We start from the raw sequence: 24,582 nt of genomic DNA on the forward strand, positions 1-24,582 counted from the left end.
CGTAACGTGGTGCAGGTGAGCCTCGCCCAGGATGAACGTTCCCAGCTTGTTCGAACCCTTCTCGACGTCGGCCCCGACGCCCCGACCCTGTGCGGTGATTGGACTGCCGCCGATCTGGCTGCGCACCTCGTCGTGCGCGAACGGCGGCTCGATGCGTCGCCGGGGATTTTTCTCACGCCGTTGGCGGGTTACACCGAGCGGGTACAGCGTTCGGTTGCGAATCGGCCGTTCGCGTCGGTGGTCGAGGACGTTCGTACCGGGCCGCCGATGTGGTCGCCGTTCGCCCTGCTGGATCCGCTGATCAACCTCGGCGAGATGTTCGTGCACCACGAGGACCTGCGCCGGGCGACCGGAACGTGGACGCGACGAGTACTGCCCGTCGCCGTCGAGACGCGGCTGTGGCCGCAGGTTCGATTGATCGGACGGGCAGGCCATCGATCTGCTCCGATTCCGGTCCACGTCCGGACACCGGACGGCCGCACAGCCACGTTCAAGGGCGGCTCCGGTGCCGGCGTGACGGTGGTGGGGGAGCCGTCCGAACTGCTTCTGTACGCGTTCGGTCGGGACGAGGTGGACGTCGAGTACGAAGGTTCCGACAACGACGTCGCTGCGGTGAAGGCGCTCGATCTGAGCTTCTGACGCGTAACCGGTCGGATGTTACTGGTGTTGCGGATGGTTTCGACGGGGCTGTTGCGACTAGCCTGGGTGCATGGCAGGAAAGACCAGCACCTCCACCGCCAGGGCCGGATCCAGCGGGTCCGGCTCTCCGCGCGCGTCCGGCACCTCTCGTAAAGCAAGCACGGGCCGCACCGCGCGAACCGTCACCACGCCGAAGAAGCCCACTGCGCCGCGCACTCCGTCGACCACCCGGGCGGCTGCGTCGTCGCGTGGCAAGGGACCTGCTCGCGGGACGCGGAGGCCGCCCGCGAAGAAGAAGTCGCGGGGTGCACTCGACGCGATCGGCCGCGGAGTCGCGTCCACTTGGTCGATGGCAGCCCGAGGTGTCGGTGCCACGACCAGGACGGTCAGCAAAGCCGCAGACATCGAACACGGTCACCGCCGGGACGGCATCGCCCTGGGGCTGATTGCCGTCAGTGTGGTTGTCGCCGCAAGTGTCTGGTTCAGCGCCGGGGGGCCGCTCGGGAGATGGATCGAGGTCGGCATCCGTGCCGTCATCGGTGAGGCCGGGTACGTGGCCCCGGTGCTCGGTGTCGCCATCGCAGTGGTCCTGATGCGGTCCGAACCCCGCCCGGAGGTTCGTCCTCGCCTGGTTCTGGGCTCGATTCTTCTCGGTCTCCCGATCCTCGGCCTGTGGCACATGGCCGCCGGCTCGCCGACCGACACAGCGGGCCGGTCCGAGGGCGCCGGCTTCGTCGGCTACGTCGCGGGCGGACCTATCGCCGACGGCCTCACCGTCTGGTTGGCTGTGCCTCTTCTTCTGCTTGCCGGCCTGTTCGGAGTGCTGCTGCTCACCGGTACCACCGTGCGCGACGTACCCGACCGCATGCGGGCACTGTTCGGCACCGACAGTCGGGGCGACGAATACGAGGACTACGACCCGGCGGACTTCGGTTCCGAATTCGGAGACGAGGGCTACGGCGACTACGACTCCAACTTCGACGCCGACGGCTATCCGGTGCACGGCGGCGCAGACCCCTACGACAACTATCCGACCGAGGAATACATCCCGGTCGTCAAGCCGCGTGCCCGCAAGACGCCCGCGCCGGAGGCCCCCACCGAAGTCATGACGCCTGCCGCGGCCGCACCTGCCCCGGTGCCCGAGCCTGCCGCCCCGCCGCGGCCCAAGCCCAAGCCGATCGTCAAAGCGGCCGAACCGAAGCCGGCAGCCGAGGACGACAAGATCGTCGTCGACCGCGTCGTCGACGGGGATTACACGCTCCCGTCGTTGTCCCTGCTCATCGACGGCGACCCGCCCAAGACGCGCAGCCAGGCGAACGACGCCATGATCGAGGCCATCTCCGAGGTGCTCGAGCAGTTCAAGATCGACGCTGCGGTCACCGGATTCACTCGGGGTCCGACGGTCACCCGCTACGAGGTCGAACTCGGACCGGGCGTCAAGGTCGAGAAGATCACTGCGCTCGCGCGCAACATCGCCTACGCGGTCGCGACCGACAACGTGCGTCTGCTCGCGCCGATCCCCGGCAAGTCCGCGGTGGGCATCGAGGTCCCCAACTCGGATCGCGAGATGGTGCGACTGGCCGACGTGCTCACCGCCCCGTCGACGCGTAAGGATCACCATCCTCTGGTGATCGGGCTCGGCAAGGACATCGAAGGTGACTTCGTCAGTGCCAACCTCGCAAAGATGCCGCACCTACTGGTGGCGGGATCCACCGGCTCTGGTAAATCGAGTTTCGTGAACTCGATGCTCGTGTCGCTGCTCGCCCGGGCGACACCGGACGAGGTCCGGATGATTCTGATCGACCCGAAGATGGTCGAGCTGACGCCGTACGAGGGGATTCCGCACCTCATCACCCCGATCATCACGCAGCCGAAGAAAGCTGCCGCGGCCCTGGCCTGGCTCGTCGAAGAGATGGAGCAGCGCTACCAGGACATGCAGATCAACAAGGTCCGGCACATCGACGATTTCAACAAGAAGGTCCGCTCGGGCGAGATCACCGCACCGTTGGGCAGCGAGCGTGTCTACCGCCCCTACCCGTACATCCTCGCGATCGTCGACGAGCTCGCCGACCTGATGATGACGGCTCCTCGCGACGTCGAGGAAGCCATCGTCCGTATCACCCAGAAGGCGCGTGCCGCGGGTATCCACCTGGTGCTCGCTACACAGCGCCCGTCCGTGGACGTCGTGACCGGCTTGATCAAGACGAATGTGCCGTCGCGCCTGGCGTTCGCCACGTCGTCGTTGACCGACTCGCGAGTCATCCTCGATCAGCCCGGTGCCGAGAAACTGATCGGCATGGGCGACGCGCTCTTCCTGCCGATGGGAGCGGGCAAGCCGACGCGTCTGCAGGGTGCGTTCATCACCGACGAGGAAATCGCGGCGGTCGTCGATTTCGCCAAGAATCAGGCCGAGCCGGAGTACAACGACACGGTCACTGCCGCGAAGGTGTCGGACAAGAAGGACGTCGACCCCGACATCGGCGACGATCTCGACGTGCTGTTGCAGGCAGTCGAACTGGTCGTCACCAGCCAATTCGGCTCCACCTCGATGCTCCAGCGCAAACTGCGAGTCGGCTTCGCCAAGGCGGGCCGCTTGATGGACCTGATGGAGAACCGCGGAGTCGTCGGGCCCAGCGAGGGATCGAAAGCCCGCGAGGTACTCGTCAAGCCCGACGAACTCGATGGATTGCTGTGGTCCATCAAAGGAGGGGATCCGGACGAACAGCCGGCGTCCGAGGACTTCTGACGCCGGAGCGACTGCGTCGCACGTGCGCGGTAATTCGGCCGTAGCCCACTACGAATTACCGCGCACGACCGTGTATCAGGACGAGAAGGTGCCCATCACCGGGGTCCATTCGTCGAACGTCGCAGACTCGATCAGGTTCTCGATGGCGAACGGATCCTGCGCGAACAGCGTCTCGACGCTCGCGGCGTCCGGGCCCTCTACCAGGAGCAGTGCCCCGCTGCCGTCGGCGTACGGACCACTCGAGACCAGGGTCTTCTGCTCGAGCAGGTCGGCCAGCCAGGCACGATGGGCCGCGCGGTGGGTGTCCCGGCCGGCTGTGGTGCTGGGGGAGTAGGTGTAGTTGACGGCGATGAGGGGCATGGAGCTCTCTTCCGAATTCGAGGGTCGAAGTCCGAATTCTGTCAGAGGGACAGCAACATCCGGGTGTTACCCAGCGTGTTCGGTTTGACGTAGCTCAGGTCCAGGAACTCTGCGACGCCGGTGTCGTACGACCGACACATCTCCGCGTACACCTCGGCGGTGACCGGAGTGCCGTCGATTTCGGCGAATCCGTGCCGCGCGAAGAAGTCCACCTCGAACGTCAACACGAACACCTTCTGCAGCGCGAGTTCGCGAGCGACGTCGACGAGTTTGGCGACGATGAGGTGCCCGGCACCGTGCCCCTTCGCGGCAGGATCGACCGCCACGGTACGAACTTCCCCGAGATCGGCCCAGAGCACGTGCAAAGCCCCGCATCCGATGACCTCGCCGTCACGTTCGGCGATCCAGAACTCCTGCACGGCCTCGTACAGCGTGACCAGATTCTTCTCGAGCAGGATGCGGCCGGCGTAGATGTCGATCAAGCGCTTGATATCGGGAATGTCCGACGTCCTCGCGCGACGCACTATAAGGGTGCCGTCGGGTGCGGGACGGCCGTCCGCGGTGTCGAAATGTGCGTCGGATTCGGGATCTGCGGTGTCGCGACTCGCCCGATTCGGCCCAGAAGTCATGGGGTGAACAGTAGTCAGTGCCGCAACCGATAAACTTTTCGTGTGTCGTTCCGTGAGCTGTGTCCCCGTCTCGGCGAGTGGCCGCTGCCCACATACGGACGCACTGTCCGATTCCGCCTAGCCGGTGCGCGAGTGCGCCGATGACCGGGCCGGTTGCGCCTGGTCAGGGTGTCCCATCGAGTAGTGGTGGCCCGAGTAGTGGTGGCCCGAGCAGTGATACGCCGGGCAGTGGTACCCAGGGCCGTGGTGCCTCCCGTGCCGGGAGTACTGCGCGGAGCACGGAATTGCCACACGGCAACGCCGCTCCTGGTGGGACGGACGAGGTGCCGTTGCTCAACGTCGCCAACGTTCTGACGGTTCTTCGGATTGCGCTGGTGCCGGTGTTCCTCGCGGCGTTGTTCGTCGGGGACGGTCACGACACCACCTGGCGTCTGACGGCCACCGCGGTCTTCGCGGTCGCGGCCATCACCGACAGGATCGACGGCCAAGTTGCGCGCAAGTACGGTCTGGTCACCGATTTCGGGAAAATGGCTGATCCCATCGCGGACAAGGCTCTGATCGGTGCGGCGCTCGTCGGTCTGTCGATCCTGGGGGACCTGTCCTGGTGGGTGACCGTCATCATCGGAGTGCGAGAAATCGGCATCACCGCGGTGCGCTTCGCCGTCATCCGGCACGGCGTGATCCCTGCCGGTCGCGGCGGGAAGGTCAAAACTCTGGTGCAGACATTCGCGATCGGGGTGTATCTGTGCCCGCTGCCGAGTGCGGTCGATCCGGTCGCCATGGCACTGATGGCCCTTGCGGTCCTGCTGACCGTCTACACCGGAATCGACTACGTCGTGCAAGCCGTTCGGCTACGTCGAGGTGTGTCCGCCGGGTGAATGCCGCAGCGGACTACAGTCGTGTCGGAAGTGCTTCGGCGCGTGTTGGAGTGAACGGGCATATAAGGTCGGGAACCAATCGGACCGACCGAGACGTTGAACAACTGACGGCTCAGGAAGAACGAGATACGAACGTTGTCGTCTCGACGGCTCGGCCGTCGGTACGGACACCAACGAGGAGGAGCGAGATGGCGCTGCTATTGCGTGAAGCACTCGGCGACAGTCTGCGGCGTACTCGCGTCGCACAGAGCCGAACCCTGCGTGAAGTCTCGAACACTGCACGCGTGAGCCTGGGATACCTCTCCGAGGTCGAACGTGGTCGTAAGGAAGCGTCGAGCGAACTGCTCGCCGCGATCTGCGATGCCCTCGCGGTCCCTCTCTCCGATGTCATGAGCGACGTCAGCGTGACGCTGTCCGACGCATCCGTCGCGGCCGCACGGCTCGACGAGGCCGTCGTCGCCACTCGTATCGACGGCGAGACCCGTGTCGTGATTCCCGCACCTGCTGCCAGAGCTCTCGCTGCCGCCTAAGATCGGAAACGCACCCAGTTTCCTTTCGTGACCCACGACAAGCACCAGACTTTTCAGCACGGACAGGTTCATTTCGGTCACTGCGAGAGCAGCCGACCCGTACGCGGCCACCGCGGCGCAACAGATGGAGGCAGGACCACCCCATGGCTAATCCTTTCGTCAAGGCCTGGAAATACATGATGGCGCTCTTCAATTCCAAGATCGACGAGAAGGCCGACCCCAAGGTTCAGATTCAGCAGGCGATCGAAGATGCGCAGCGGCAGCATCAGGCGCTGTCTCAGCAGGCTGCGTCCGTCATCGGCAATCAGCGTCAGCTCGAGATGAAGCTCAGCCGACAGCTTGACGAGGTCGAGAAGTTGAACGCGAACGCTCGGCAGGCGGTCACGCTCGCCGATCAGGCCGCTACCGCGGGCGATGTCGAGAAGGCCACGCAGTACACCAATGCCGCCGAGGCGTTCGCGGCGCAGCTCGTGACCGCCGAGCAGAGCGTCGAAGATCTGAAGGTTCTGCACGACCAGTCGCTGCAGGCCGCCACTCAGGCGAAGAAGGCCGTCGAGCAGAACGCGATGGCACTGCAGTCCAAGGTTGCCGAGCGCACCAAGCTGCTCAGCCAGCTCGAGCAGGCGAAGATGCAGGAGAAGGTCAGCGAATCCCTGCGTTCGATGGACAGCACGTTGTCCGCTCCTGGCAACACCCCGAGCCTCGACGCAGTTCGCGACAAGATCGAGCGCCGCTATGCCGACGCGCTCGGTTCGGCCGAGTTGGCGCAGAACACCGTCTCGGGTCGCATGCTCGAGGTGCAGCAGGCGTCGGTTCAGATGGCAGGCCACAGCCGCCTCGAGCAGATTCGCGCCTCGATGGCAGGCGACTCGCTGCCGTCCGGCGATGCTGCGGCCAAGCCGTCGATTGCCAAGTCTCCGAACGCAACGCCCGAGCCGCCGGCTCAGGCGTGATCGACCGCGCGAGCACGTCCGTCGACTGACATCAGCTTCGACATGGGCAGCACAGAACACGAATCCGGCCGGTCGCGTAAGCGGCCGGCCGCTTCGTTCGATCGGGACTCCATTGCCGCGGCGGCGTCGGAGTCCGGGGCGGTGGTCAGGTCGCTCGCCGAGTCCGCGAGATCCGTCGGCACGTCGTTCTTCGATGCTGCGGGCCGTCGCAAGGATCCTCGTGCGAAGCACCTGAAGAAGATCCGCCGTGCCAGACGACGCGGAATACGGTTCGGGGCCGCGTCGACCACGACGGCTGCGGGAACCGCAGGAATGGCCGTGCTGTCGGCTCCGGAGTGGTCGCTGTTCGTCGGCGGCGGAGGTGCTGCGCTCATGGCCGTACCGGCGGTGTTCGCAGTCTCCCGGCTACGACGGCTGAAGTCACAGCCCGTACCCGTCGGCATACCTGCCAAGCGCACGTTGCCGCAGCGCGGATCTGCTGCCTACGAGCCGATGGCCCGGCTGGCCGGTGCCGAGAAGAGCCTGTTCGAGTTGTTGGGAATTCTGGCCAGGTCCGAGACGATCGGAACCGAGGAGGTGGAGGAGACCATCGCCGTGGCCTCGGACGCCGTCCAGGGTCTCGAAGGGGTCGCCGTCGACATCGCTGCTCTCGAGCGGGCAAGTGCGGCCAGCGTTGCCACGCGTGAACATGTGCGTAGTGGAATAGATTCGGCTGCATCGGATCTCGCGGCCGGAGTCGATCAGTACGAACAACTCGTCGCGGCCGCAGCGCGCATGACAGGACCGGCGGGATCGGCTTCGACCCCTATTGTGGACGTCCACCGCCGCGAGCTCGAATCGGCCACCGACCGATTGCAGGGATGGGCCGATGCACTCACCGAAATCGATCGGATTCGAGCGCGACACCGCTGACGCAATTCAGGGTTCACCCCGATGTGCTCGGAGCATTCCGCTGTCAAGATCGATGTACGCGACACGACACGGTGCGCGACGACACGGTTGGAGACCGACATGTTCTGGAAAGTACTCGGATTCATCGTCCTGATCTGGATCGCACTCGCGCTTCTGGGCACCATCATCAAGGGCGTGTTCTGGTTGGTTGTCGCCGGCGCGATCGTGTTGGGACTGGTGTGGCTGTACAAGGCGATCGCCTCCCACGACGACCACCCTTCGCTGAAGTTCTGACTCTGCGGTCACCCAAGCGGCTCGCCGCTGCGGTCCACGAACACTCGAAGAGCACCCGGTACGGACTGCACGGTGATCGGTAGTTCACCGACGCGCTCACCGTCTGCGTAGGCGACAATTCCCTCGCACCGCAGGGTGACCCGCTTCGAGGTGTAGGTATCGACCTCCGGGAGTTCCACGTGTGTTCCCCGATAGAGAGTGGGCGACATTCGCAGCAGTCGAGTTCGACTCACTTCCCGTACGACGGTGATGTCGAGCAGGCCGTCGTCCACGCGGGCGGCGGGGCAGATCGCCATCCCGCCGCCGTACGAACTTCCGTTCCCGATGGCGACCAGGGTGGCGTCCACCCGAAGCTCGGCATCGTCCAATTCCAGGACGTACGAGAGCTTTCCAAGCGTGGACAACTGCAGAATCAGGGCCGCGTTGTAGCGCAGGGGACCGCCGAACCATCGAAGTCGACCCGCTCTCTCGGTCACCAGGGAGTCGAATCCGCTGGACAAGACGGTTGCGAACCACCGGTCACCGGCTCGGCCCAGATCGATTGTTCGCCGGCAATCGTCGGCGATGACGTCGGCTGCCCGCACCGCATCGTCGAGGGGTACCCCCAGAACTCGGGCCAGATCGTTTCCGGTGCCGGCGGGCACCAGTCCCATCGGGGTCTCGGTGCCGGAGAGCACTTGGATCACGAGATTGACGAGACCGTCGCCGCCGACGGCAACGACGGCGTCCGTTCCACTGTCGACGGCTCTGGTCAACAACGCCAACGCATCGCCCGCAGTGCGCCCTTCGATGGCCGTGACATCGATTCCCCGCTCGCGTAGTCGGAACACGGCGCGTCGACCGATGTGAGCTGCGCGCCCGCCGCCGGCTGTCGGGTTGGTCAGGACTGTCACCGATCGGGTCATTGTCATCAGGATTCCTCGGTCACGTCGATCAGCTTGCCAGGGTTGGGGATTGCCGTGTCGGCGACCGACGTTATTCTGTGTCCACTGTCCACAGCGCAGATGTGCGATTCGGGCGGTACGTGTTTCGAGTACTCGATGTGGTCGAAGCCGTGAGGTACAGTAACGAAATTGCGTGCTTCTGCCCGCGGTACAGTTCTCAGGCCCATAGAGTGAAGGGTTGCACGTGACCGAGCGACCGGTGTCGATTCCTGCCTCGTCTCAGTCCGAGCATCCGTCCGAGACGGATGCGCGGGAGAAGTCGATCGACGACATCGTGCTCGACGCGGCCCGATCGTGCATCCTCGAACTTGGTGTGAGGCGCACCACTCTGGCCGAGATCGCCCGACGAGCCGAGGTCAGCAGGCCAACCGTGTACCGGAGATGGACCGATACCCGGGCGGTGGTGTCCAGTCTGCTCACGCGGGAGATCAGCGCACTCATTCCGAACTTCGACGCGACGGAATCCGGACGGGATCAGATCGTGACCGCCGTGGGCCGGACAGCCGATCGAATCCGCATCCACCCGCTGTTCGTGAAGATTCTTCGTTCCGATTCCGATGTGCTCGCCACCTACATTCTGCATCGGCTCGGCACCAGCCAATCGTTGATCATCGACACTCTGTCGTCACTGGTTGTTGTGGGACAACGTGATTCGTCGATTCGTTCGGGCGACCCCGCCGTATTGGCGACGATGTTGCTGTTGATGGTGCAGTCGGCGGTGCAGTCCGCCGAGATGGTCTCCGAGCGCATCTCCGGTGCTGAAGTGATGACTCAGATGGCGTACGCGGTCGATGCCTATCTGCGTCCTCGGAGCGCTGACGGGATCGACGTTCACCTGCAGTGAGCTCGACGCACATCGTGCCCGCCGAGGGGGGTGTGGCACGCTGGGTCGATGCGAGTAGCTGTAGTGGCCGGGCCCGATCCGGGCCATGCGTTTCCGGCTATCGCGCTGTCGCTGCTGTTTCGTCGAGCCGGTGACGAGCCGGTCCTGTTCACCGGAAATCGCTGGGTGCCCGCCGCCCGTGACGCCGGACTGAGGGCCTTACCGCTGGGCGGGCTCGCCCCCCGACCGGAGGACGACGATCTGGACGCCGGACAGCGCATCCACTCTCGCGCAGCCTTCGTCTCCACCGAATTGTTGCCCGACCTCGAGCGGGAGAACGTCGACCTCGTGGTGTCCGACATCCTGACTGCCGGTGGTGGCATGGCAGCCGAACGTCTCGGTACACCGTGGATCGAACTCTCGCCTCACCCGCTGTACTCACCCTCGAAAGGCCTGCCTCCCATCGGAAGTGGACTGGCACCGGGAACCGGCATTCGCGGCAGGCTGCGCGATACGGTGATGCGCGCCCTGACGGCTCGCTCGATCGCTCAAGGGCTGACTCAACGTTCCGTCGCCAGAGCGAGTATCGGGCTACCGGCGCGGGATCCGGGGCCCAGCGCGCGGCTTGTCGCCACTATTCCCGCGTTGGAGGTGGAGCGTCCCGACTGGCCCGAGGACGCGCACGTGATCGGTCCGTTGCTGTGGGAGCCGACCGACGATCTACTGGACCTGCCCGCCGGCGAATCACCATTGGTGATGGTAGCCCCGTCGACGGCGTTCACTGGGGCCGAGGGAATGCTCGAGATGGCGCTGAAAGGGTTGGACGGCACCGGGGTTCGAGTCGTGGCGTCGGTGCTCGACGGCGGCCCCGACGTGCTGCCGAGCTGGGCGAATGCCGGACTCGGTCGTCAAGACGAGCTGCTGCGTCATGCCGATGTGGTGGTGTGTGGGGGTGGCCATGGCATGTTGGCCAAAGCTCTCATCCACGGAGTCCCGGTGGTGACCGTGCCCGGTGGTGGTGATCAATGGGAACTGGCGAACAGGGCTGCGCGGCAGGGGAGCGCGGTGATCGTTCGGCCTCCTACGGCACGCTCGATCGCCGACGCAGTGGCCCAAGTTCTCGCCGATCCGCGATTTGCCCGGGCAGCAGCTGCGGCAGCGGCCGGTGGGAAGTCCGTCGCGGATCCGGTGTCCGTGTGTCACGAGGTCCTCGCCCGGAGCGCGCGAAGGACGGGACGTTAGGGTCGAGGGTGTGCGCCTGACCGAATTTCGTGAACTGCTGACCGAGGAGTTCGGCTCCATTCGAGGTAATTCCCTGCTGACCGATCATGTGCTGTCCGGCATCGGACGGACCGGAGCGCAGGCGATCGAAGAGGGCGTCGATCCCCGAGAAGTGTGGCGCTCGATCTGCTACGAGTTCGATGTTCCGAAGGAACGCTGGTAGCTCGGTATCGGTCCGATCCAGTCTGCTCGGCGTGTCGAACGTCGTGGTAGTTGACTCGAACACGTGTTCCCCTATGCTGGTGACAACGGTTGCGGAGCGGTCCAGCGAAACTTCTTGTCGGTACCCCGTTCTAGCGTTACCGACGACAAAGCTGATCGACACGACACAGCTGAACGACACGACACAGGGAGCTCACGATGGCTGCATACGATCGCGACAAAGCGCTCGATCTCGCACTTGCGCAGATCGACAAGAACTTCGGCAAGGGTTCGGTGATGCGCCTCGGTGACGAGGTCCGTCAGCCCATCGCCGTCATCCCCACCGGATCGATCGCGCTCGATGTGGCACTCGGCATCGGAGGGTTGCCGCGTGGACGTGTCATCGAGGTCTACGGTCCGGAGTCCTCGGGTAAGACCACCGTGGCCTTGCATGCGGTGGCCAGCGCTCAGCGGGCCGGCGGAATCGCTGCCTTCATCGACGCGGAGCATGCACTGGATCCGGACTACGCGAAGAAGCTCGGTGTCGACACCGATGCACTGCTGGTCTCGCAGCCCGATACCGGTGAGCAGGCCCTGGAAATTGCAGACATGCTGATCCGTTCGGGTGCGCTCGACATCCTCGTGATCGACTCGGTGGCCGCACTCGTACCGCGCGCCGAGATCGAAGGCGAGATGGGTGACAGTCACGTAGGTCTGCAGGCTCGCCTGATGAGCCAGGCGTTGCGCAAGATCACCGGTGCGATGAGCAATTCCGGTACCACCGTCATCTTCATCAACCAGTTGCGCGAGAAGATCGGCGTCATGTTCGGTTCTCCCGAAACCACTACCGGTGGTAAGGCATTGAAGTTCTACGCCTCGGTTCGCCTCGATATTCGTCGCATCGAAACTCTGAAGGACGGGACCGACGCCATCGGTAACCGCACCCGAGTGAAGGTCGTCAAGAACAAGGTTGCTCCGCCGTTCAAGCAGGCCGAGTTCGACATCATCTACGGCAAGGGCATCAGCCGCGAGGGCTCGTTGATCGACATGGGTGTCGAGCACGGCTTCATCCGTAAGTCGGGTTCGTGGTTCACCTACGAGGGTGACCAGCTCGGCCAGGGCAAGGAGAACGCCCGCAAGTTCATGCTCGAGAACCCCGATGTGCGGGACGAGATCGAGAAGAAGATCATGGAGAAGCTGCAGATCGGCGCGGACGTCACCGCGGAGGAGCCCGCAGCTGCTCCGGTCGACTTCTAACCCGTTTCCGCTGTGCAGCAGCGAGACGAGGGCGGCGGCACCGAAGCGCAGGCGAAAGACGTCTGCCTTCGGTTGCTGACCGACCGAGCGCGTAGTCGGCACGAACTCGAAGCGAGCCTTGCCAAGAAGGGCTTCACCGAAGAGATCGCACACGCTGTTCTCGACCGGCTCGAGAAGGCCAAGCTGGTCGACGACGAATCGTTCGCGCAGCAGTGGGTCCAGTCTCGGCACAAGTACTCCGGCAAGGGCAAACGTGCGCTGAGCATGGAGCTCCGCACCAAGGGAGTCAGCAATGAACTTGCCGTGCACGCGCTGGATCTGATCGACGCCGACGACGAGCGTCAGCGGGCAGCAGAGTTGGTACGCAAGCGATTCCGGACTCTGCAGTTGCCGGATCCGAACGCACCCGAAGCTCGCGCCGAGCGAGACAAGGTGGTGCGCAAGCTGGTCGGCATGCTCGCACGCCGTGGCTACTCGCAGGGAATGGCGTTTGCGGTCGTCAAGGAGCAACTCGACCACGCAGGAGCCGATACCGAAGACTTCGACGGCCCCCATGACTTCGACGGCACCGCCTCGATGTGATCGTCCACCTCGAGGCGGTGTAGTCGAGAAACAGTAAGGCCCGCAACACCATCGGTGTTGCGGGCCTTACTCGTCGAGGGCCTCCCCAATCGCTACACGAGGTCAGGCTGCCTGGCCGCCGTCGAGCGCAGGAACGACATCGGCGGTGCCGGTCTTGCGCTTTCGCGATCGCAAACGCCGCTCGACTACGGTTGCCAGCTTCGTCAGCGCCGAGTTGATGATGATCATGATCACGGCCACAATCACCAGCGACGGCAGGTAGTTGCTGTAGAACGCACCGACCTGTTGGCCGGAACGGACGACCTCGACGTACCCGATGATGTAGCCGAGCGCAGAGTCCTTCAGCGCCACCACCATCTGCGAAATGATCGCCGGCAGCATGGCCGTGACCGCCTGGGGGAGCAGCACCAAGGTCATCACCTGGCTCTTGCGCATGCCCAGCGCCGACGCGGCTTCGCGCTGCCCCTTCGGCAGTGAATTGACGCCTGCACGGACGATCTCGGCGATGACCGATCCGTTGTAGAGAGTCAGGCCGGTGACCACGGCGGCCAAAGCCAGGTACTTGACCTTGAAGACCTCGTAATCTGCGTAGACCGCGTACAGGAAGATCATCAGGATCAGCACGGGAACCGCACGGAACAATTCGACGATTGCACCGCTGATTATCCGTACGGCGCGGTGATCCGAGAGTCGGCCGATGCCGAGGACCGCACCGAGAATCAGTGCGAAGACGATCGACAACGCTGCCGCGACCAGAGTTCCCTGGATTCCGGGCAACAGATATGTGGTCCACGTCGTCGACTGGAGGAACGGATCCCACTTGTCGGCGGTGAGCTGCCCCTTGGAGTCCAGGGCACGGTAGATCAGAAAGGCGATTCCGAGCGAAACCACCGCAACGACACCGGTCAGAATGCGGTACCGCAGCACCGCTTTCGGGCCCGGAACGTCGTACAGAACTGCTACTGCATCACTCATCATGACACCGCCAATCGCTTGCTGATGTAACCGAACAGCAACCCGGTTGGGAGCGTCAAGATCATGAAGCCGAGCGCGAAGATACCGCCGACGACGAAGATCGCGGCCTCGTTCTCGATCATGTTCTTCATCAGGAACGACGCCTCGGCGACGCCGATGACCGAGGCGATGGTCGTGTTCTTGGTCAATGCGATCACGACACTGCCGAGTGGTCCGACCACGGCTCGGAATGCTTGTGGCAGAACGACGATCGAGATGTTCTGGGTGAAGGTCATTCCGAGAGAGCGGCCTGCTTCTGCCTGACCGACCGGGACAGTGTTGATTCCCGATCGGAGAGATTCGGCCACGAACGATGCGGTGTAGATGCTCAGTCCGAGGATTGCGAGTCGAAAGTTGTTGTCGTCGAGGGACGTCGGCGAGGACTCCGACGCAAGAGAAACGCCCATTGTCTGATAGAGCCCGAACGAGGTGAACAGAATGATCAGGGTCAATGGGGTATTACGAAAAATGGTGACGTACGTCGCGGCTATGCCACGTGCGATCGGGATGGGAGACACCCGCATCGCGGCGATGATCGTCCCGATGACCAATGCCCCGACGAGGGAAGCCAATGTCAGGTAGATGGTCGAGAGGAATGCGTCGATCAGTTGATCGCCGTACTTGCTCAATAGATTCACGGTGCGTGTTGATCCTCACGGCTCGGCGAGATCGAAGCGTGGTGTTCCGCACGCTGTCGCGCGCGGAACACGACGAGAAGAGTCGATCAGTAGCGGTCGACGGTGGGCGGGCTCGGCAGCGGGTAGCCCGACGCGCCGACGGTCTCGTCGAAAGCCTGCTCCCAAGCACCGCTGCTCACCATCTCTTCGATGGCATCGTTGATCTTGTTGCGTCCGTCGGTGTCGTCCTTGTTCAGGCCGATGCCGTAGTTCTCCGTGGTGAACGGTTCGCCGACCACCTTGAACTGACCGGGAGATTGAGCGGCGTAACCGGCAAGGATGATGTCGTCGGTGGTGACGGCGTCGACGGTGCCGTTGCGCAGTGCCTCGACGCAGGCGGAGTAGGTGTCGTACGGCTGAAGCTGGACTCCCGGGTACTCGTCGGCGATGTTCTGGGCCGGGGTGGAACCGGTTACCGAGCACAGCTTCTTGCCCTCGAGAGAATCGGCACCGGTGATGTCGGTGTTGTCCTGCTTCACCAGGAGCGACTGACCTGCCACGAAGTACGGTCCGGCGAAGCCGACCTTCTCCTTGCGGGTGTCGGTGATGGAGTAGGTGGCGACGATGTAGTCGACCTCACCGTTCTGGATCAGCGTCTCGCGCTGCGCGGACGGCGATTCCTTGAACTCGATGTTCGCCTCGTCGACACCGAGCTTGCCGGCGACGTACTTGGCCACCTCGACGTCGAAGCCGCTGAACGAGCCGTCCGGGTTACGCAGACCGAGGCCCGGCTGGTCGAACTTGATGCCGACGATGAGGTTGCCGGACTCGGCGCTGGTCGAGATGGTCCGGGCTTCCTCGCCGCCACCGCATGCGGTCGCAACGATGGACAGGGCGGCGATGGCGACACCGAGGCGGATCGGACGGGTGATTCTCACAGTGAATGTCCTTCGGGATAGGTCGTGTATACGGGAACGAGCGATGAATCGGGTCAGTGACCGAGGATCTTGCCGAGGAAGTCCTTGGCGCGTTCGGACTTCGGCGACTTGAAGAAGGTTTCGGGATCGGTGTCCTCGACGACGGCACCGTCGGCCATGAAGATGACGCGGTCGCCGGCCTTGCGAGCGAAGCCCATCTCGTGGGTGACGACGAGCATGGTCATGCCCTCCTTGGCCAGCGAGGTCATGACGTCGAGTACCTCGTTGACCATCTCTGGATCCAGGGCCGAGGTGGGCTCGTCGAAGAGCATCACTTTGGGGTTCATGGCGAGCGAGCGGGCGATGGCAACGCGCTGTTGCTGACCGCCGGACAGCTGAGCTGGGTACTTGTCGGCCTGATTGGCGATACCGACCCGCTCGAGCAGAGCGAGCGCGCTCTTCTCGGCCTCGTCTTTCTTGAGCTTGCGCACCTTCATCGGTGCGAGCATGACGTTCTGCAGAATTGTTTTGTGCGCGAACAGGTTGAAGGACTGGAACACCATGCCGACATCCGCGCGTAGTGCAGCGAGAGCCTTGCCTTCGGCGGGCAGTAGATCGCCGTCGACCTCGATGGCACCGGAGTCGATCGGCTCCAACCGGTTGATCGTTCGGCACAGAGTCGACTTACCGGATCCGGACGGACCCACGACGATGACGACCTGCCCGGCCGGCACTTCGAGATTGATGTCCTTGAGTACGTGCAGATCACCGAAGTGCTTGTCGACGGATTTGAGCGAGATCATCGAATGTGCGCCCGGCGGTGATGTCGATGCCGGGGCGTCGGTGGCGTGCGTCATAGGACGAAACCCTATGCGTAGTTTCCTCGCCGACCGGCCTTTTCGCCCGCAGTCTTCGATTATGTAATGGAAACTTTACTGTCGGCTCGCATAGTGCCTGGACAGTACGCGGCAGGCCCCGCGACCCCGGCGTGTCCGCTCTGGCGGTGGACGTACCCTGGAGGGGTGCAAACGAGTGTTTTTCCGACCGTGGACGTGACCGATCGCGGGAGCTCCGCCCCCGACTCGGCCAGCGCCTCGTCGGCGGCAGGTCCCCGCAGCTACGAGGTGCGCACGCACGGTTGCCAGATGAACGTTCACGATTCCGAACGTCTGTCCGGACTGCTCGAAGAGGCCGGATACGTGCCTGCGGACGCCGGCACCGACGCAGATCTGGTGGTGTTCAACACCTGTGCTGTGCGCGAGAACGCCGACAACAAGCTCTACGGCAACCTCGGCATGTTGCGGCCGGCGAAGACGAGAAACCCCAACATGCAGATCGCCGTCGGTGGCTGCCTGGCTCAGAAGGATCGAAACACGGTGGTCGAAAGGGCTCCGTGGGTCGACGTCGTGTTCGGCACCCACAACATCGGGTCTCTGCCGGTGTTGCTCGAGCGCGCCCGGCACAACGAGCAAGCGCAGGTCGAGATTCTCGAGTCGCTCGATGCCTTTCCGTCCACTCTGCCCGCAAAACGAGAATCGGCATACGCGGGCTGGGTGTCGATCTCGGTGGGCTGCAACAACACCTGCACGTTCTGCATCGTCCCCGCGTTGCGCGGCAAGGAAATCGACCGCAGGCCGGGCGATATCCTCGCCGAGGTACAGGCTCTGGTGGACCAAGGTGTGCTCGAAGTGACGCTGCTCGGCCAGAACGTCAATGCCTACGGTGCGTCGTTCGCAGATCCGGACCTGCCACGTGATCGCGGCGCGTTCGCATCGCTGCTGACCGCCTGCGGCTCTATCGAAGGACTCGAGCGAGTGCGGTTCACGTCTCCGCACCCGGCCGAATTCACCGACGACGTGATCGAAGCGATGGCGTCCACGCCCAACATCTGTCCCACCCTGCACATGCCGCTGCAGTCCGGATCGGATCGGATCCTCAAGGCGATGCGCAGGTCCTATCGTCAGACGAAGTTCATGGGCATCATCGACAAGGTGCGCGCGGCCATGCCGCATGCGGCCGTCACGACGGACATCATCGTCGGTTTTCCCGGTGAGACCGAGGAAGATTTCGAGCAGACCCTCGAGGTGGTGCGGCGTGCGAAGTTCGCCAACGCGTACACCTTCCAGTACTCCAAGCGGCCCGGTACCCCGGCGGCGGACATGCCCGATCAGGTGCCGAAAGAGGTTGTCCAAGAACGGTATCTGCGGCTGATCGCGTTGCAGGAGGAGATCGTCCTGACCGCGAATCAGGCACTGATCGGCACCGAGGTCGAATTGCTCGTCGCCACCGGTGAGGGGCGCAAGAACGCCGCGACTCATCGGATGAGCGGACGCGCCAGAGACGGCCGCCTGGTGCACTTCGCCGTCGATGCCGCACGGGCGGGCGACATTCGACCGGGCGACGTCGTCACGACCACCCTCACCGCCGCGGCCCCGTACCACCTGATCGCCGACGCCGGAGTGCTCACGCACCGACGAACCGCGGCAGGAGATGCTCACGAACGCGGCGTCATGCGGAAGACGGCCCCGATCGGGGTCGGCCTCGGGCTTCCCTCGATCGGCGCACCGGCGCCGCTTCCGGTTCAGACAGGATGCACCGTATGACCGACACAGACGGACCCGACCGCGTCGTACCTTCTCGATCCGCGGAAGAACTCGGACGAACCGAGAGAGCGGTGATGACCGAGTTGGACCCTGGCGCGCGGGCCATGGTGGTAGCCGGACTGGTCCTGGTGCTTCTGGTCACCTTCGCGTTGCCGCACGCCGGATCTGCCAGCGGCTTCGACGTGCTCTCGAGCAGTGACGCGGCAGTCGCGGAGTCCATTGCGCTGCCGTCTCGTATCTTCGTCGTGCTGGTGTTGACGTTCGGGGTGGTGATGTCGGTGCTCGCGCTCGTCACTCGAATGTGGGCACTGGCGTGGGCTGCGCTCGCCGGATGCGCGGTGTCGTCGGTGTTCGGCATGCTCTCGATCTGGTCGAGGCAAACTGTGCCGAACAACCTGCAGGGTGCCGGACCGGGCCTCGGCCTGATCATCGCCTGGGTCGCCGTCATGGCGTTGACGTTCCACTGGCTCAAGGCCGTGTGGAACAAGACGAACTCGCAACTCGCCGCACAGGAACAGCGTCGTATCGCAGCCGCGTCGGGTGAACAGAAGCTGCGCCTGTGGGACGGCCACTCGGCCCCCTAGACCGATCCCGCCGCCTGCCCGGTTCGGTCGGGGAGGCGGCGGAACGGACCCAGGTATCGAATTACAGCTCGTCCACGGCACTTTCGGCCGCGTCGGCCCACTCGCGCCACTGTTGCGCCTGAGCCATGGCACGCTCGGCGTCCTTTGTCTTACCGGCTGCCGTTGCCTTTGCTGCCTGATCCTCGAACTGGGCCACCCGCTCACGGAACTGAGCCGCACGGGCGACCGCCTCGGGGTCGGAGCGACGCCACTGCGACTCCACGGCGTCGTGCACGGACTTTTCGATGGCGCGAAGTTTGCCTTCGAGTTCCTGCATCTTTTCGCGCGGAACCTTGCCGATGGCATCCCACTTGTCCTGTAGATCACGCAGTGCCGAGCGGGCGGCGTCGAGGTCCTTGCTCGGATCGATGTGCGTCTTGGCCAACAAGGCTTCCTTGGCCTCGGCGTTGGATTCGAACTCGGCGTCCCGCTCCGACGCAGCGGCGTTGCGTGCCGCGAAGAACACGTCCTGCGCTGCCTTGAAGTTCTTCCACAGGGCGTCGTCGGCATCTCGTGGAGCCCGCCCGGACGCCTTCCACTCCACCAGGAGATCGCGGAACGCCGCCGCGGTGGGGCCCCAATCCGTAGACGAGGACAAGGCCTTGGCGCGCTCGACCAACTCTTCCTTGCGAACCTTTGCAGCACCGCGCTCGCGGTCGAGATCGGCGAAATGTGCGCCCCGACGACGGTTGAAGTTCTCCCGCGCCTTGGAATAGCGCTTCCACAGAGCATCGTCGATCTTGCGGTCGACCCCGCGAATGGTCTTCCATTCGTCGAGGATTTCGCGTAATCGATCTCCGGCCTGTTTCCACTGCGTCGATTCGCCGCCGATCTGCTCGGCCTCGACAGCAAGCGCTTCCTTCCGGGCAGTGTGCTCGGCTCGTTCGAGTTCCTTCTCGTGCTTGGCGATGGCCGCTGCAGCGTCCGAGTGCTCGACTACAGCGTCGAGACGGCGAGCCAGCTGCTCGAGGTCTCCGATCACCGCGGCGGTCGGCAGGCTCTCCAGCAGTGCTGAGGCGGCAGCCTTGGTCTTCTTCGCGTCACCGGTGCCCGAGGTCAATCGAGCCTCGAGAAGGCCGACCTCGGTCGAAAGGTCGTCGTACCGACGACCGAAATGAGCGAGGCCTTCGGCAGCGTCGCCCGCCTGCCAGGATCCGATCTGCCGCTCACCGTCGGCGGTGGTCACCCACGCGGTGCCGTCGTCGTCGACCCTGCCGAACTTGCTGGGATCACTGGCCGGAGCGACTGTCGGCACGACGGTCGGGACGTGCGAAGGCGTCGGATGAGGCTTGACCCCGGCCGAACCACCGGGCTTGGGTCCACCGCCGGGTTTCGGTCCACCGGGTTTCGGCCCGCCCGGCTTGGGTCCGCTGCTCGGCTTGGGTGCACTACCTGACTCGGGTGCACTGCCGTGCTCGCTTCCACTGCCTTGCTCGGTACCACCGGACATCGAAGAACCGGGCTGGGTGGCACTCGAGGTCGGGGTGGGTACCTCCGACGAGGTGGCCTCGGTGGTGGAGCCGGCGTTCGGGTCGGTCATTGTTCCTCATCTCTGCCGCGCGTCACGGCTGCCTTCACTCGCGATCTGGACACCATTGAACTAGGTGACGACCGATCGGACCATTGAAACAGCTCAGACGGCTCGAGGTGGACTCGTCCGGCCATGTCGCGGGACCGACTAGTTTGGTGTTCGTGTTCAGTTCCGTGGCCCTGGTGCCCTCTCCGCCGTTGCTCGTCCCCGAGATGACGGGCTCGAGTGCTGCCGAGACGGCCGATCTTCGCGCCGCCGCGGTGGACGCGGTGACGAAGCTGACGTCCACGGTCGACCGGTGGATGGCCATCGGTGTCGACGGCAGCGAAGGGTCCTACCCCGCTTCCACGGTCGGTACGTTTCGTGGTTTCGGAGTGGACGTGGTCGTGAGCCTGGCAGGGGGAACGGTGTCGACGGTGGCGGATCCCGAGTTGCCGTTGGCCGTCCTGATCGCAGGATGGTTGCGCGGAACGTGCGCGCCGGACACCGAGCTGGAGGTCCGGACGATGTCCGCCGACGCCAGTTCTCGGCACTGCACGACACTCGGGGCGGAGCTGCGACGCGAACTCGACGCGTCCTCGGACAACTGGGGCATTCTGGTGCTGGCAGACGGCGCGAACACGCTCACTGCCAAGGCTCCGGGCTCGTTCGACGAGCGGGCCGACGCTGTTCAGCAACGGGTCGACGATGCCCTGGCCACGGCTGACGTCGATGCCCTGGTGAACCTCGACGTGGACTTGTGCGCGGCGGTCGGCGTCGGTGGACGTGCGGCGTGGCAGGTAGTGGCCGCGGCGGCGGGATCGGACGCGATGACGGCGACCGAGCTGTATCGCGGAGCACCGTTCGGCGTCGGATACTTCGTCGGAAGCTGGACTCGTGACTGACGATCACGCCACTCCCGACCCCGCCACGACACCGATCGCGGTGATCGGGCCGACGGCTACGGGTAAGTCCGATCTGGCTCTCGACCTGGCCGAGAAATTCGACGGCGAGATCGTCAACGTCGACGCGATGCAGCAGTACCGGGGGATGGACATCGGGACCGCGAAGCTGTCCGTGGAAGAGCGTCGCGGCATACCGCATCACCAGTTGGATGTGCTCGAGGTCACCGAGATTGCGACCGTCGCGCGCTACCAGTCCGCGGCCGTCGCCGACGTCGATGCCATCCGCTGCCGAGGCCGTCGCCCGATCATCGTCGGCGGGTCGATGATGTACGTGCAGTCGCTGCTCGACGAGTGGGCCTTCCCGGCCACGGATCCGGTCGTCCGCGCGAAATGGGAGGACGTTCTGGCGCGCGAGGGGGTGGACGAGATCCATCGTGCGTTGGCAGCAGCAGATCCCGAGGCCGCCGCATCCATCCTGCCGACCGACGGACGTCGGATGGTTCGGGCACTCGAGGTGGTGGAACTGACCGGTCTACCGTTCGCGGCATCGGCCCCGAAGATCGGTGAACCACGTTGGGGCACAGTCATACTGGGAGTCGACCGCGACACCACTGAACTGGACGAGCGCATCGATGTCCGTACCCGAACGATGTTCGACACCGGACTGCTCGACGAGGTGAAGGACCTGCTGGAACGGGGATTGCGCGAGGGAGTCACGGCGTCACGGGCGATCGGATACGCACAGGCTCTCGACGTGGTAGCGGGTGAATACGACATCGAGCACGCCCGCGAGCGCACGTTCATCGGCACCAGGCGTTACGTGCGACGCCAGCGCTCCTGGTTTCGCCGCGACGACCGAGTGCGATGGCTCGACGGTGCGTCGTCGACGCTGATCTCGGACGCCCTGTCCGTCATCGGCTCTCCGTAGTGGCGTCCCCGTAGACTCACGCTCATGGAATTCGCCAAAGGCCACGGAACACAGAACGACTTCGTCGTACTGCCGGATCCGTCAGCCGAACTCGAGCTCACCAGGTCTGCGGTCGCGGTGCTGTGCGATCGACGCCAGGGACTCGGTGCCGACGGCATTCTGCGGGTGACGCGAGCCGGGGTGCTGCGGGATGCGGGCGTTCTCGATCGCATGCCGGCGGGCGTGGAGCCCGAGGACTGGTTCATGGACTACCGCAATGCCGACGGCACCATCGCCGAGATGTGCGGCAACGGCGTTCGCGTGTTCGCCCACTATCTGCGAGTGCACGACCTCGAACACCGCGATCAGTTCGTCGTGGGGTCGCGGGCCGGTGCGCGCGCGGTGACGGTGCATTCGTTCGACGACACCGACGCCGATGTCACCGTCGCGATGGGGGATGTCACCTTGATGGGCTCGAGCTCGGTGACCATTGCGGGTGGCTCCTACGAGGGCATCGGGATAGATGTCGGCAACCCGCATCTCGCGTGCGTCGACGGCACGTTGACCCGTGCCTCGCTCGGTGCGCTGGACTTGTCCGTACCGCCGACCCTGGACACCGAGTTCTTCCCCCGCGGCGCGAACGTGGAGCTGCTGACCAGGCTGGACGACGGCGGCGTCGACATGCGGGTGTTCGAGCGCGGCGTCGGCGAGACGCGATCCTGTGGCACCGGCACGGTGGCCGCAGCCGCAGCCGCGCTGTCGTACGAGGGTCTCGAGACCGGTGAGGTGAGCGTCGGCGTACTCGGCGGACGAGTGCGCGTGAACATCGATCACGTCGGTGCCACCCTTCGTGGACCCTCGGTCCTGCTCGCCCGCGGTGAGATAGACGACCGATGGTTCGGTGCCCAGAACTGACGATCACCACGGCCTCTCGTGAGGGCGTAGCCGAAACCCGCGTGCACACGCTGGGCTTTTCGTGGATCATGGGTGATGTATGACGAACTCACATGAAACATCACCTGCGGGCGAACCGGTCGACGACAATACCGACGGTTCACCTGACACCGTATCGGCGTGGACTCGCGAGGAATCCGACGCATGGTCGAGGCGGCTGGCCCGATCTCCGCTCAACGATGAGGACTCCCCGTCCTCGGGCGACATGCAGCTCGAAGACCGCACCGCGCTACGCCGAGTAGCCGGACTGTCCACCGAGCTCACCGACGTCACCGAGGTCGAGTATCGGCAGCTGCGCCTCGAACGCGTCGTGCTGGTCGGTGTGTGGACCACCGGAACGGCCGCGCAGGCCGAGTCCAGCATGACCGAATTGGCGGCGCTGGCCGAGACGGCAGGCTCGGAGGTCCTCGAAGCCTTGATGCAGCGGCGCGACAAGCCCGATGCTGCGACGTACATCGGTTCCGGCAAGGCGAAAGAAGTACGCGACATCGTGCTCGCAACCGGTGCCGATACCGTTATCTGCGACGGTGAACTGACTCCCGCCCAGCTCAACGCGCTGGAGAAGGTCGTCAAGGTCAAGGTCATCGACCGCACCGCGCTGATCCTCGACATCTTCGCCCAGCATGCGACCTCGCGAGAAGGCAAGGCGCAGGTCGCTTTCGCACAGATGGAGTACATGCTGCCCAGGCTTCGCGGCTGGGGCGAATCGATGTCGCGGCAGGCCGGCGGACGTGCGGGCAGCAACGGCGGTGTGGGTCTGCGTGGGCCGGGTGAAACGAAGATCGAGACCGACCGTCGACGCATCCGTGAGCGAATGGCCAAGCTACGCCGCGAGATCAAGGGCATGAAGCAGGCTCGCGACACCAAACGGGAACAGCGACTTTCCGGCACGGTGCCGTCCATCGCGATCGTCGGTTACACCAACGCGGGCAAGTCGAGTCTGCTGAACGCACTGACCGGCTCGGGTGTACTGGTCCAGAATGCGTTGTTCGCCACCCTGGATCCCACGACGCGTAAGTCGACTCTCGAGGACGGCCGCGCAATCGTGCTGACCGATACCGTCGGCTTCGTGCGGCATCTCCCGACCCAGTTGGTCGAGGCCTTCCGCTCGACGCTCGAGGAGGTCACCGATGCAGATCTGCTCCTGCACGTGGTCGACGGGTCTGATCCGTTGCCGCTCGATCAGATCAAGGCCGTCCGCGAGGTGATCACCGACGTGGTTCGCGAGCAGGACGCCAAGATGCCACCGGAGCTGTTGGTGGTCAACAAGATCGACGCTGCGGACCCAGTGCAGCTCACTCAGTTGCGCGGATTGCTCGACGGTGCACGATTCGTCTCGGCCAAGACCGGTGAGGGCATCGATGCATTGCGCGACCATCTCGGCGAGATCCTCGCCGAGCCCGACGTGTTGGTCGACGTCCTCGTGCCGTACACCCGCGGCGATCTGGTCGCGCGAATTCACACCGACGGCCGGATCGTGCAGTCCACGCACGAGGAGGACGGCACTCGCGTCGAAGCTCGGGTGCCGCAGTCTCTGGCAGCAGCGCTGGTCGAGTTCACGACCATCGTCCCCAGCGCCTGACG

27 protein-coding genes are annotated in these 24,582 nt (G+C 64.5%); 18 read left to right on the forward strand and 9 right to left on the reverse strand.

What is annotated here, in order from left to right:
* Positions 1–15 precede the first annotated feature (15 nt).
* The gene (locus tag ACFI9K_RS09215; RefSeq protein ID WP_462663194.1) at positions 16–639 is read left to right on the forward strand and encodes a TIGR03085 family metal-binding protein; all 624 of its coding nucleotides are present in this window, start codon (positions 16–18) and stop codon (positions 637–639) included.
* A gap of 57 nt (positions 640–696) precedes the next feature.
* Here the strand turns inward: ACFI9K_RS09215 and ACFI9K_RS09220 are convergent, their stop codons facing one another.
* Positions 697–1,014 carry a hypothetical protein gene (locus ACFI9K_RS09220; RefSeq protein ID WP_462663195.1) on the reverse strand — a complete coding sequence of 106 codons (318 nt, stop codon included), beginning with the start codon at positions 1,012–1,014 and terminating at the stop codon, positions 697–699.
* Here ACFI9K_RS09220 and ACFI9K_RS09225 point away from each other — a divergent pair.
* Positions 989–3,385, forward strand: coding sequence for a DNA translocase FtsK (locus ACFI9K_RS09225; RefSeq protein WP_462663196.1), 2,397 nt, complete (start codon positions 989–991; stop codon positions 3,383–3,385). The two genes, ACFI9K_RS09220 and ACFI9K_RS09225, sit on opposite strands and share 26 nt — an antisense overlap.
* Before the next feature lie 75 nt (positions 3,386–3,460).
* On the opposite strand, the gene ACFI9K_RS09230 is transcribed toward ACFI9K_RS09225, so the two are convergent.
* Both ACFI9K_RS09230 and ACFI9K_RS09235 read right to left on the reverse strand, forming a co-directional pair.
* Positions 3,461–3,745 carry a YciI family protein gene (locus ACFI9K_RS09230; protein WP_462663197.1) on the reverse strand — a complete coding sequence of 95 codons (285 nt, stop codon included), beginning with the start codon at positions 3,743–3,745 and terminating at the stop codon, positions 3,461–3,463.
* A gap of 41 nt (positions 3,746–3,786) precedes the next feature.
* The gene (locus tag ACFI9K_RS09235) at positions 3,787–4,374 is read right to left on the reverse strand and encodes an amino-acid N-acetyltransferase (protein ID WP_462663198.1); all 588 of its coding nucleotides are present in this window, start codon (positions 4,372–4,374) and stop codon (positions 3,787–3,789) included.
* A gap of 284 nt (positions 4,375–4,658) precedes the next feature.
* Here ACFI9K_RS09235 and pgsA point away from each other — a divergent pair, with 284 nt between their 5' ends.
* The 5 genes from pgsA (at position 4,659) to ACFI9K_RS09260 (ending at position 7,920) form a co-directional block, all read left to right on the forward strand.
* Positions 4,659–5,252: a CDP-diacylglycerol--glycerol-3-phosphate 3-phosphatidyltransferase gene (gene pgsA / locus ACFI9K_RS09240; RefSeq protein ID WP_462663199.1), complete on the forward strand. Its 594-nt coding sequence runs from the start codon at positions 4,659–4,661 to the stop codon at positions 5,250–5,252.
* A 188-nt stretch (positions 5,253–5,440) separates the two neighbouring features.
* Positions 5,441–5,782: a helix-turn-helix domain-containing protein gene (locus tag ACFI9K_RS09245; protein WP_462663200.1), complete on the forward strand. Its 342-nt coding sequence runs from the start codon at positions 5,441–5,443 to the stop codon at positions 5,780–5,782.
* A 143-nt stretch (positions 5,783–5,925) separates the two neighbouring features.
* Positions 5,926–6,735: a PspA/IM30 family protein gene (locus ACFI9K_RS09250; protein WP_222093263.1), complete on the forward strand. Its 810-nt coding sequence runs from the start codon at positions 5,926–5,928 to the stop codon at positions 6,733–6,735.
* A 42-nt stretch (positions 6,736–6,777) separates the two neighbouring features.
* On the forward strand, positions 6,778–7,647 hold the full coding sequence (pspM, locus tag ACFI9K_RS09255) for a phage shock envelope stress response protein PspM (protein ID WP_462663201.1): 870 nt from the start codon (positions 6,778–6,780) through the stop codon (positions 7,645–7,647).
* Between the two features lie 99 nt (positions 7,648–7,746).
* Positions 7,747–7,920 (forward strand): hypothetical protein, encoded by a 174-nt coding sequence (locus ACFI9K_RS09260; protein WP_462663202.1) that lies wholly within the window; start codon positions 7,747–7,749, stop codon positions 7,918–7,920.
* An 8-nt stretch (positions 7,921–7,928) separates the two neighbouring features.
* Here the strand turns inward: ACFI9K_RS09260 and ACFI9K_RS09265 are convergent, their stop codons facing one another.
* Positions 7,929–8,825, reverse strand: coding sequence for a diacylglycerol kinase (locus tag ACFI9K_RS09265; protein ID WP_462663254.1), 897 nt, complete (start codon positions 8,823–8,825; stop codon positions 7,929–7,931).
* Between the two features lie 223 nt (positions 8,826–9,048).
* Here ACFI9K_RS09265 and ACFI9K_RS09270 point away from each other — a divergent pair, with 223 nt between their 5' ends.
* From ACFI9K_RS09270 to ACFI9K_RS09290, 5 genes are all read left to right on the forward strand, one after another.
* The gene (locus tag ACFI9K_RS09270; RefSeq protein ID WP_462663203.1) at positions 9,049–9,708 is read left to right on the forward strand and encodes a TetR/AcrR family transcriptional regulator; all 660 of its coding nucleotides are present in this window, start codon (positions 9,049–9,051) and stop codon (positions 9,706–9,708) included.
* 48 nt (positions 9,709–9,756) lie between these two features.
* Complete coding sequence (locus tag ACFI9K_RS09275) at positions 9,757–10,929, forward strand: glycosyltransferase (protein WP_462663204.1); 1,173 nt, start codon at positions 9,757–9,759, stop codon at positions 10,927–10,929.
* Between the two features lie 10 nt (positions 10,930–10,939).
* The gene (locus ACFI9K_RS09280) at positions 10,940–11,131 is read left to right on the forward strand and encodes a DUF3046 domain-containing protein (RefSeq protein ID WP_222093267.1); all 192 of its coding nucleotides are present in this window, start codon (positions 10,940–10,942) and stop codon (positions 11,129–11,131) included.
* Positions 11,132–11,328: 197 nt separating this feature from the next.
* Positions 11,329–12,366, forward strand: coding sequence for a recombinase RecA (gene recA, locus ACFI9K_RS09285; protein ID WP_008716921.1), 1,038 nt, complete (start codon positions 11,329–11,331; stop codon positions 12,364–12,366).
* A gap of 12 nt (positions 12,367–12,378) precedes the next feature.
* Positions 12,379–12,948 (forward strand): regulatory protein RecX, encoded by a 570-nt coding sequence (locus ACFI9K_RS09290; protein WP_462663205.1) that lies wholly within the window; start codon positions 12,379–12,381, stop codon positions 12,946–12,948.
* Positions 12,949–13,050: 102 nt separating this feature from the next.
* On the opposite strand, the gene ACFI9K_RS09295 is transcribed toward ACFI9K_RS09290, so the two are convergent.
* The 4 genes from ACFI9K_RS09295 to ACFI9K_RS09310 all read right to left on the reverse strand — a co-directional run bounded on the left by ACFI9K_RS09295 (position 13,051) and on the right by ACFI9K_RS09310 (position 16,299).
* A complete protein-coding gene (locus tag ACFI9K_RS09295) occupies positions 13,051–13,923 on the reverse strand; it encodes an amino acid ABC transporter permease (protein WP_462663206.1) in 873 nt (290 codons plus the stop codon).
* Positions 13,923–14,600 (reverse strand): amino acid ABC transporter permease, encoded by a 678-nt coding sequence (locus ACFI9K_RS09300; RefSeq protein ID WP_027496837.1) that lies wholly within the window; start codon positions 14,598–14,600, stop codon positions 13,923–13,925. The genes ACFI9K_RS09295 and ACFI9K_RS09300 overlap by 1 nt, the downstream gene beginning before the upstream one ends.
* Positions 14,601–14,686: 86 nt before the next feature.
* On the reverse strand, positions 14,687–15,517 hold the full coding sequence (locus ACFI9K_RS09305; RefSeq protein ID WP_462663207.1) for a glutamate ABC transporter substrate-binding protein: 831 nt from the start codon (positions 15,515–15,517) through the stop codon (positions 14,687–14,689).
* Positions 15,518–15,570: 53 nt separating this feature from the next.
* The gene (locus tag ACFI9K_RS09310) at positions 15,571–16,299 is read right to left on the reverse strand and encodes an amino acid ABC transporter ATP-binding protein (RefSeq protein ID WP_174557262.1); all 729 of its coding nucleotides are present in this window, start codon (positions 16,297–16,299) and stop codon (positions 15,571–15,573) included.
* A gap of 249 nt (positions 16,300–16,548) precedes the next feature.
* Between ACFI9K_RS09310 and miaB the strand changes: the two genes are divergently transcribed.
* Both miaB and ACFI9K_RS09320 read left to right on the forward strand, forming a co-directional pair.
* Entirely contained in the window at positions 16,549–18,099 is a 1,551-nt protein-coding gene (miaB, locus tag ACFI9K_RS09315) for a tRNA (N6-isopentenyl adenosine(37)-C2)-methylthiotransferase MiaB (protein WP_462663255.1), read from the forward strand.
* Positions 18,096–18,683 carry an Rv2732c family membrane protein gene (locus ACFI9K_RS09320; RefSeq protein WP_462663208.1) on the forward strand — a complete coding sequence of 196 codons (588 nt, stop codon included), beginning with the start codon at positions 18,096–18,098 and terminating at the stop codon, positions 18,681–18,683. The genes miaB and ACFI9K_RS09320 overlap by 4 nt, the downstream gene beginning before the upstream one ends.
* Positions 18,684–18,744: 61 nt before the next feature.
* Here ACFI9K_RS09320 and ACFI9K_RS09325 read toward each other — a convergent pair whose 3' ends face one another.
* Positions 18,745–20,172: a DUF349 domain-containing protein gene (locus tag ACFI9K_RS09325; protein WP_462663256.1), complete on the reverse strand. Its 1,428-nt coding sequence runs from the start codon at positions 20,170–20,172 to the stop codon at positions 18,745–18,747.
* Positions 20,173–20,414: 242 nt separating this feature from the next.
* Between ACFI9K_RS09325 and ACFI9K_RS09330 the strand changes: the two genes are divergently transcribed.
* From ACFI9K_RS09330 to hflX, 4 genes are all read left to right on the forward strand, one after another.
* Positions 20,415–21,137 carry a class III extradiol ring-cleavage dioxygenase family protein gene (locus tag ACFI9K_RS09330; protein ID WP_462663210.1) on the forward strand — a complete coding sequence of 241 codons (723 nt, stop codon included), beginning with the start codon at positions 20,415–20,417 and terminating at the stop codon, positions 21,135–21,137.
* Entirely contained in the window at positions 21,130–22,065 is a 936-nt protein-coding gene (gene miaA, locus ACFI9K_RS09335) for a tRNA (adenosine(37)-N6)-dimethylallyltransferase MiaA (protein ID WP_462663211.1), read from the forward strand. The genes ACFI9K_RS09330 and miaA overlap by 8 nt, the downstream gene beginning before the upstream one ends.
* Before the next feature lie 24 nt (positions 22,066–22,089).
* The gene (gene dapF / locus ACFI9K_RS09340) at positions 22,090–22,959 is read left to right on the forward strand and encodes a diaminopimelate epimerase (protein WP_222093275.1); all 870 of its coding nucleotides are present in this window, start codon (positions 22,090–22,092) and stop codon (positions 22,957–22,959) included.
* A gap of 79 nt (positions 22,960–23,038) precedes the next feature.
* Positions 23,039–24,580, forward strand: coding sequence for a GTPase HflX (gene hflX / locus ACFI9K_RS09345; protein ID WP_462663212.1), 1,542 nt, complete (start codon positions 23,039–23,041; stop codon positions 24,578–24,580).
* Positions 24,581–24,582: the final 2 nt, after the last annotated feature.

Source organism: Rhodococcus sp. PSi06, from assembly GCF_054960675.1.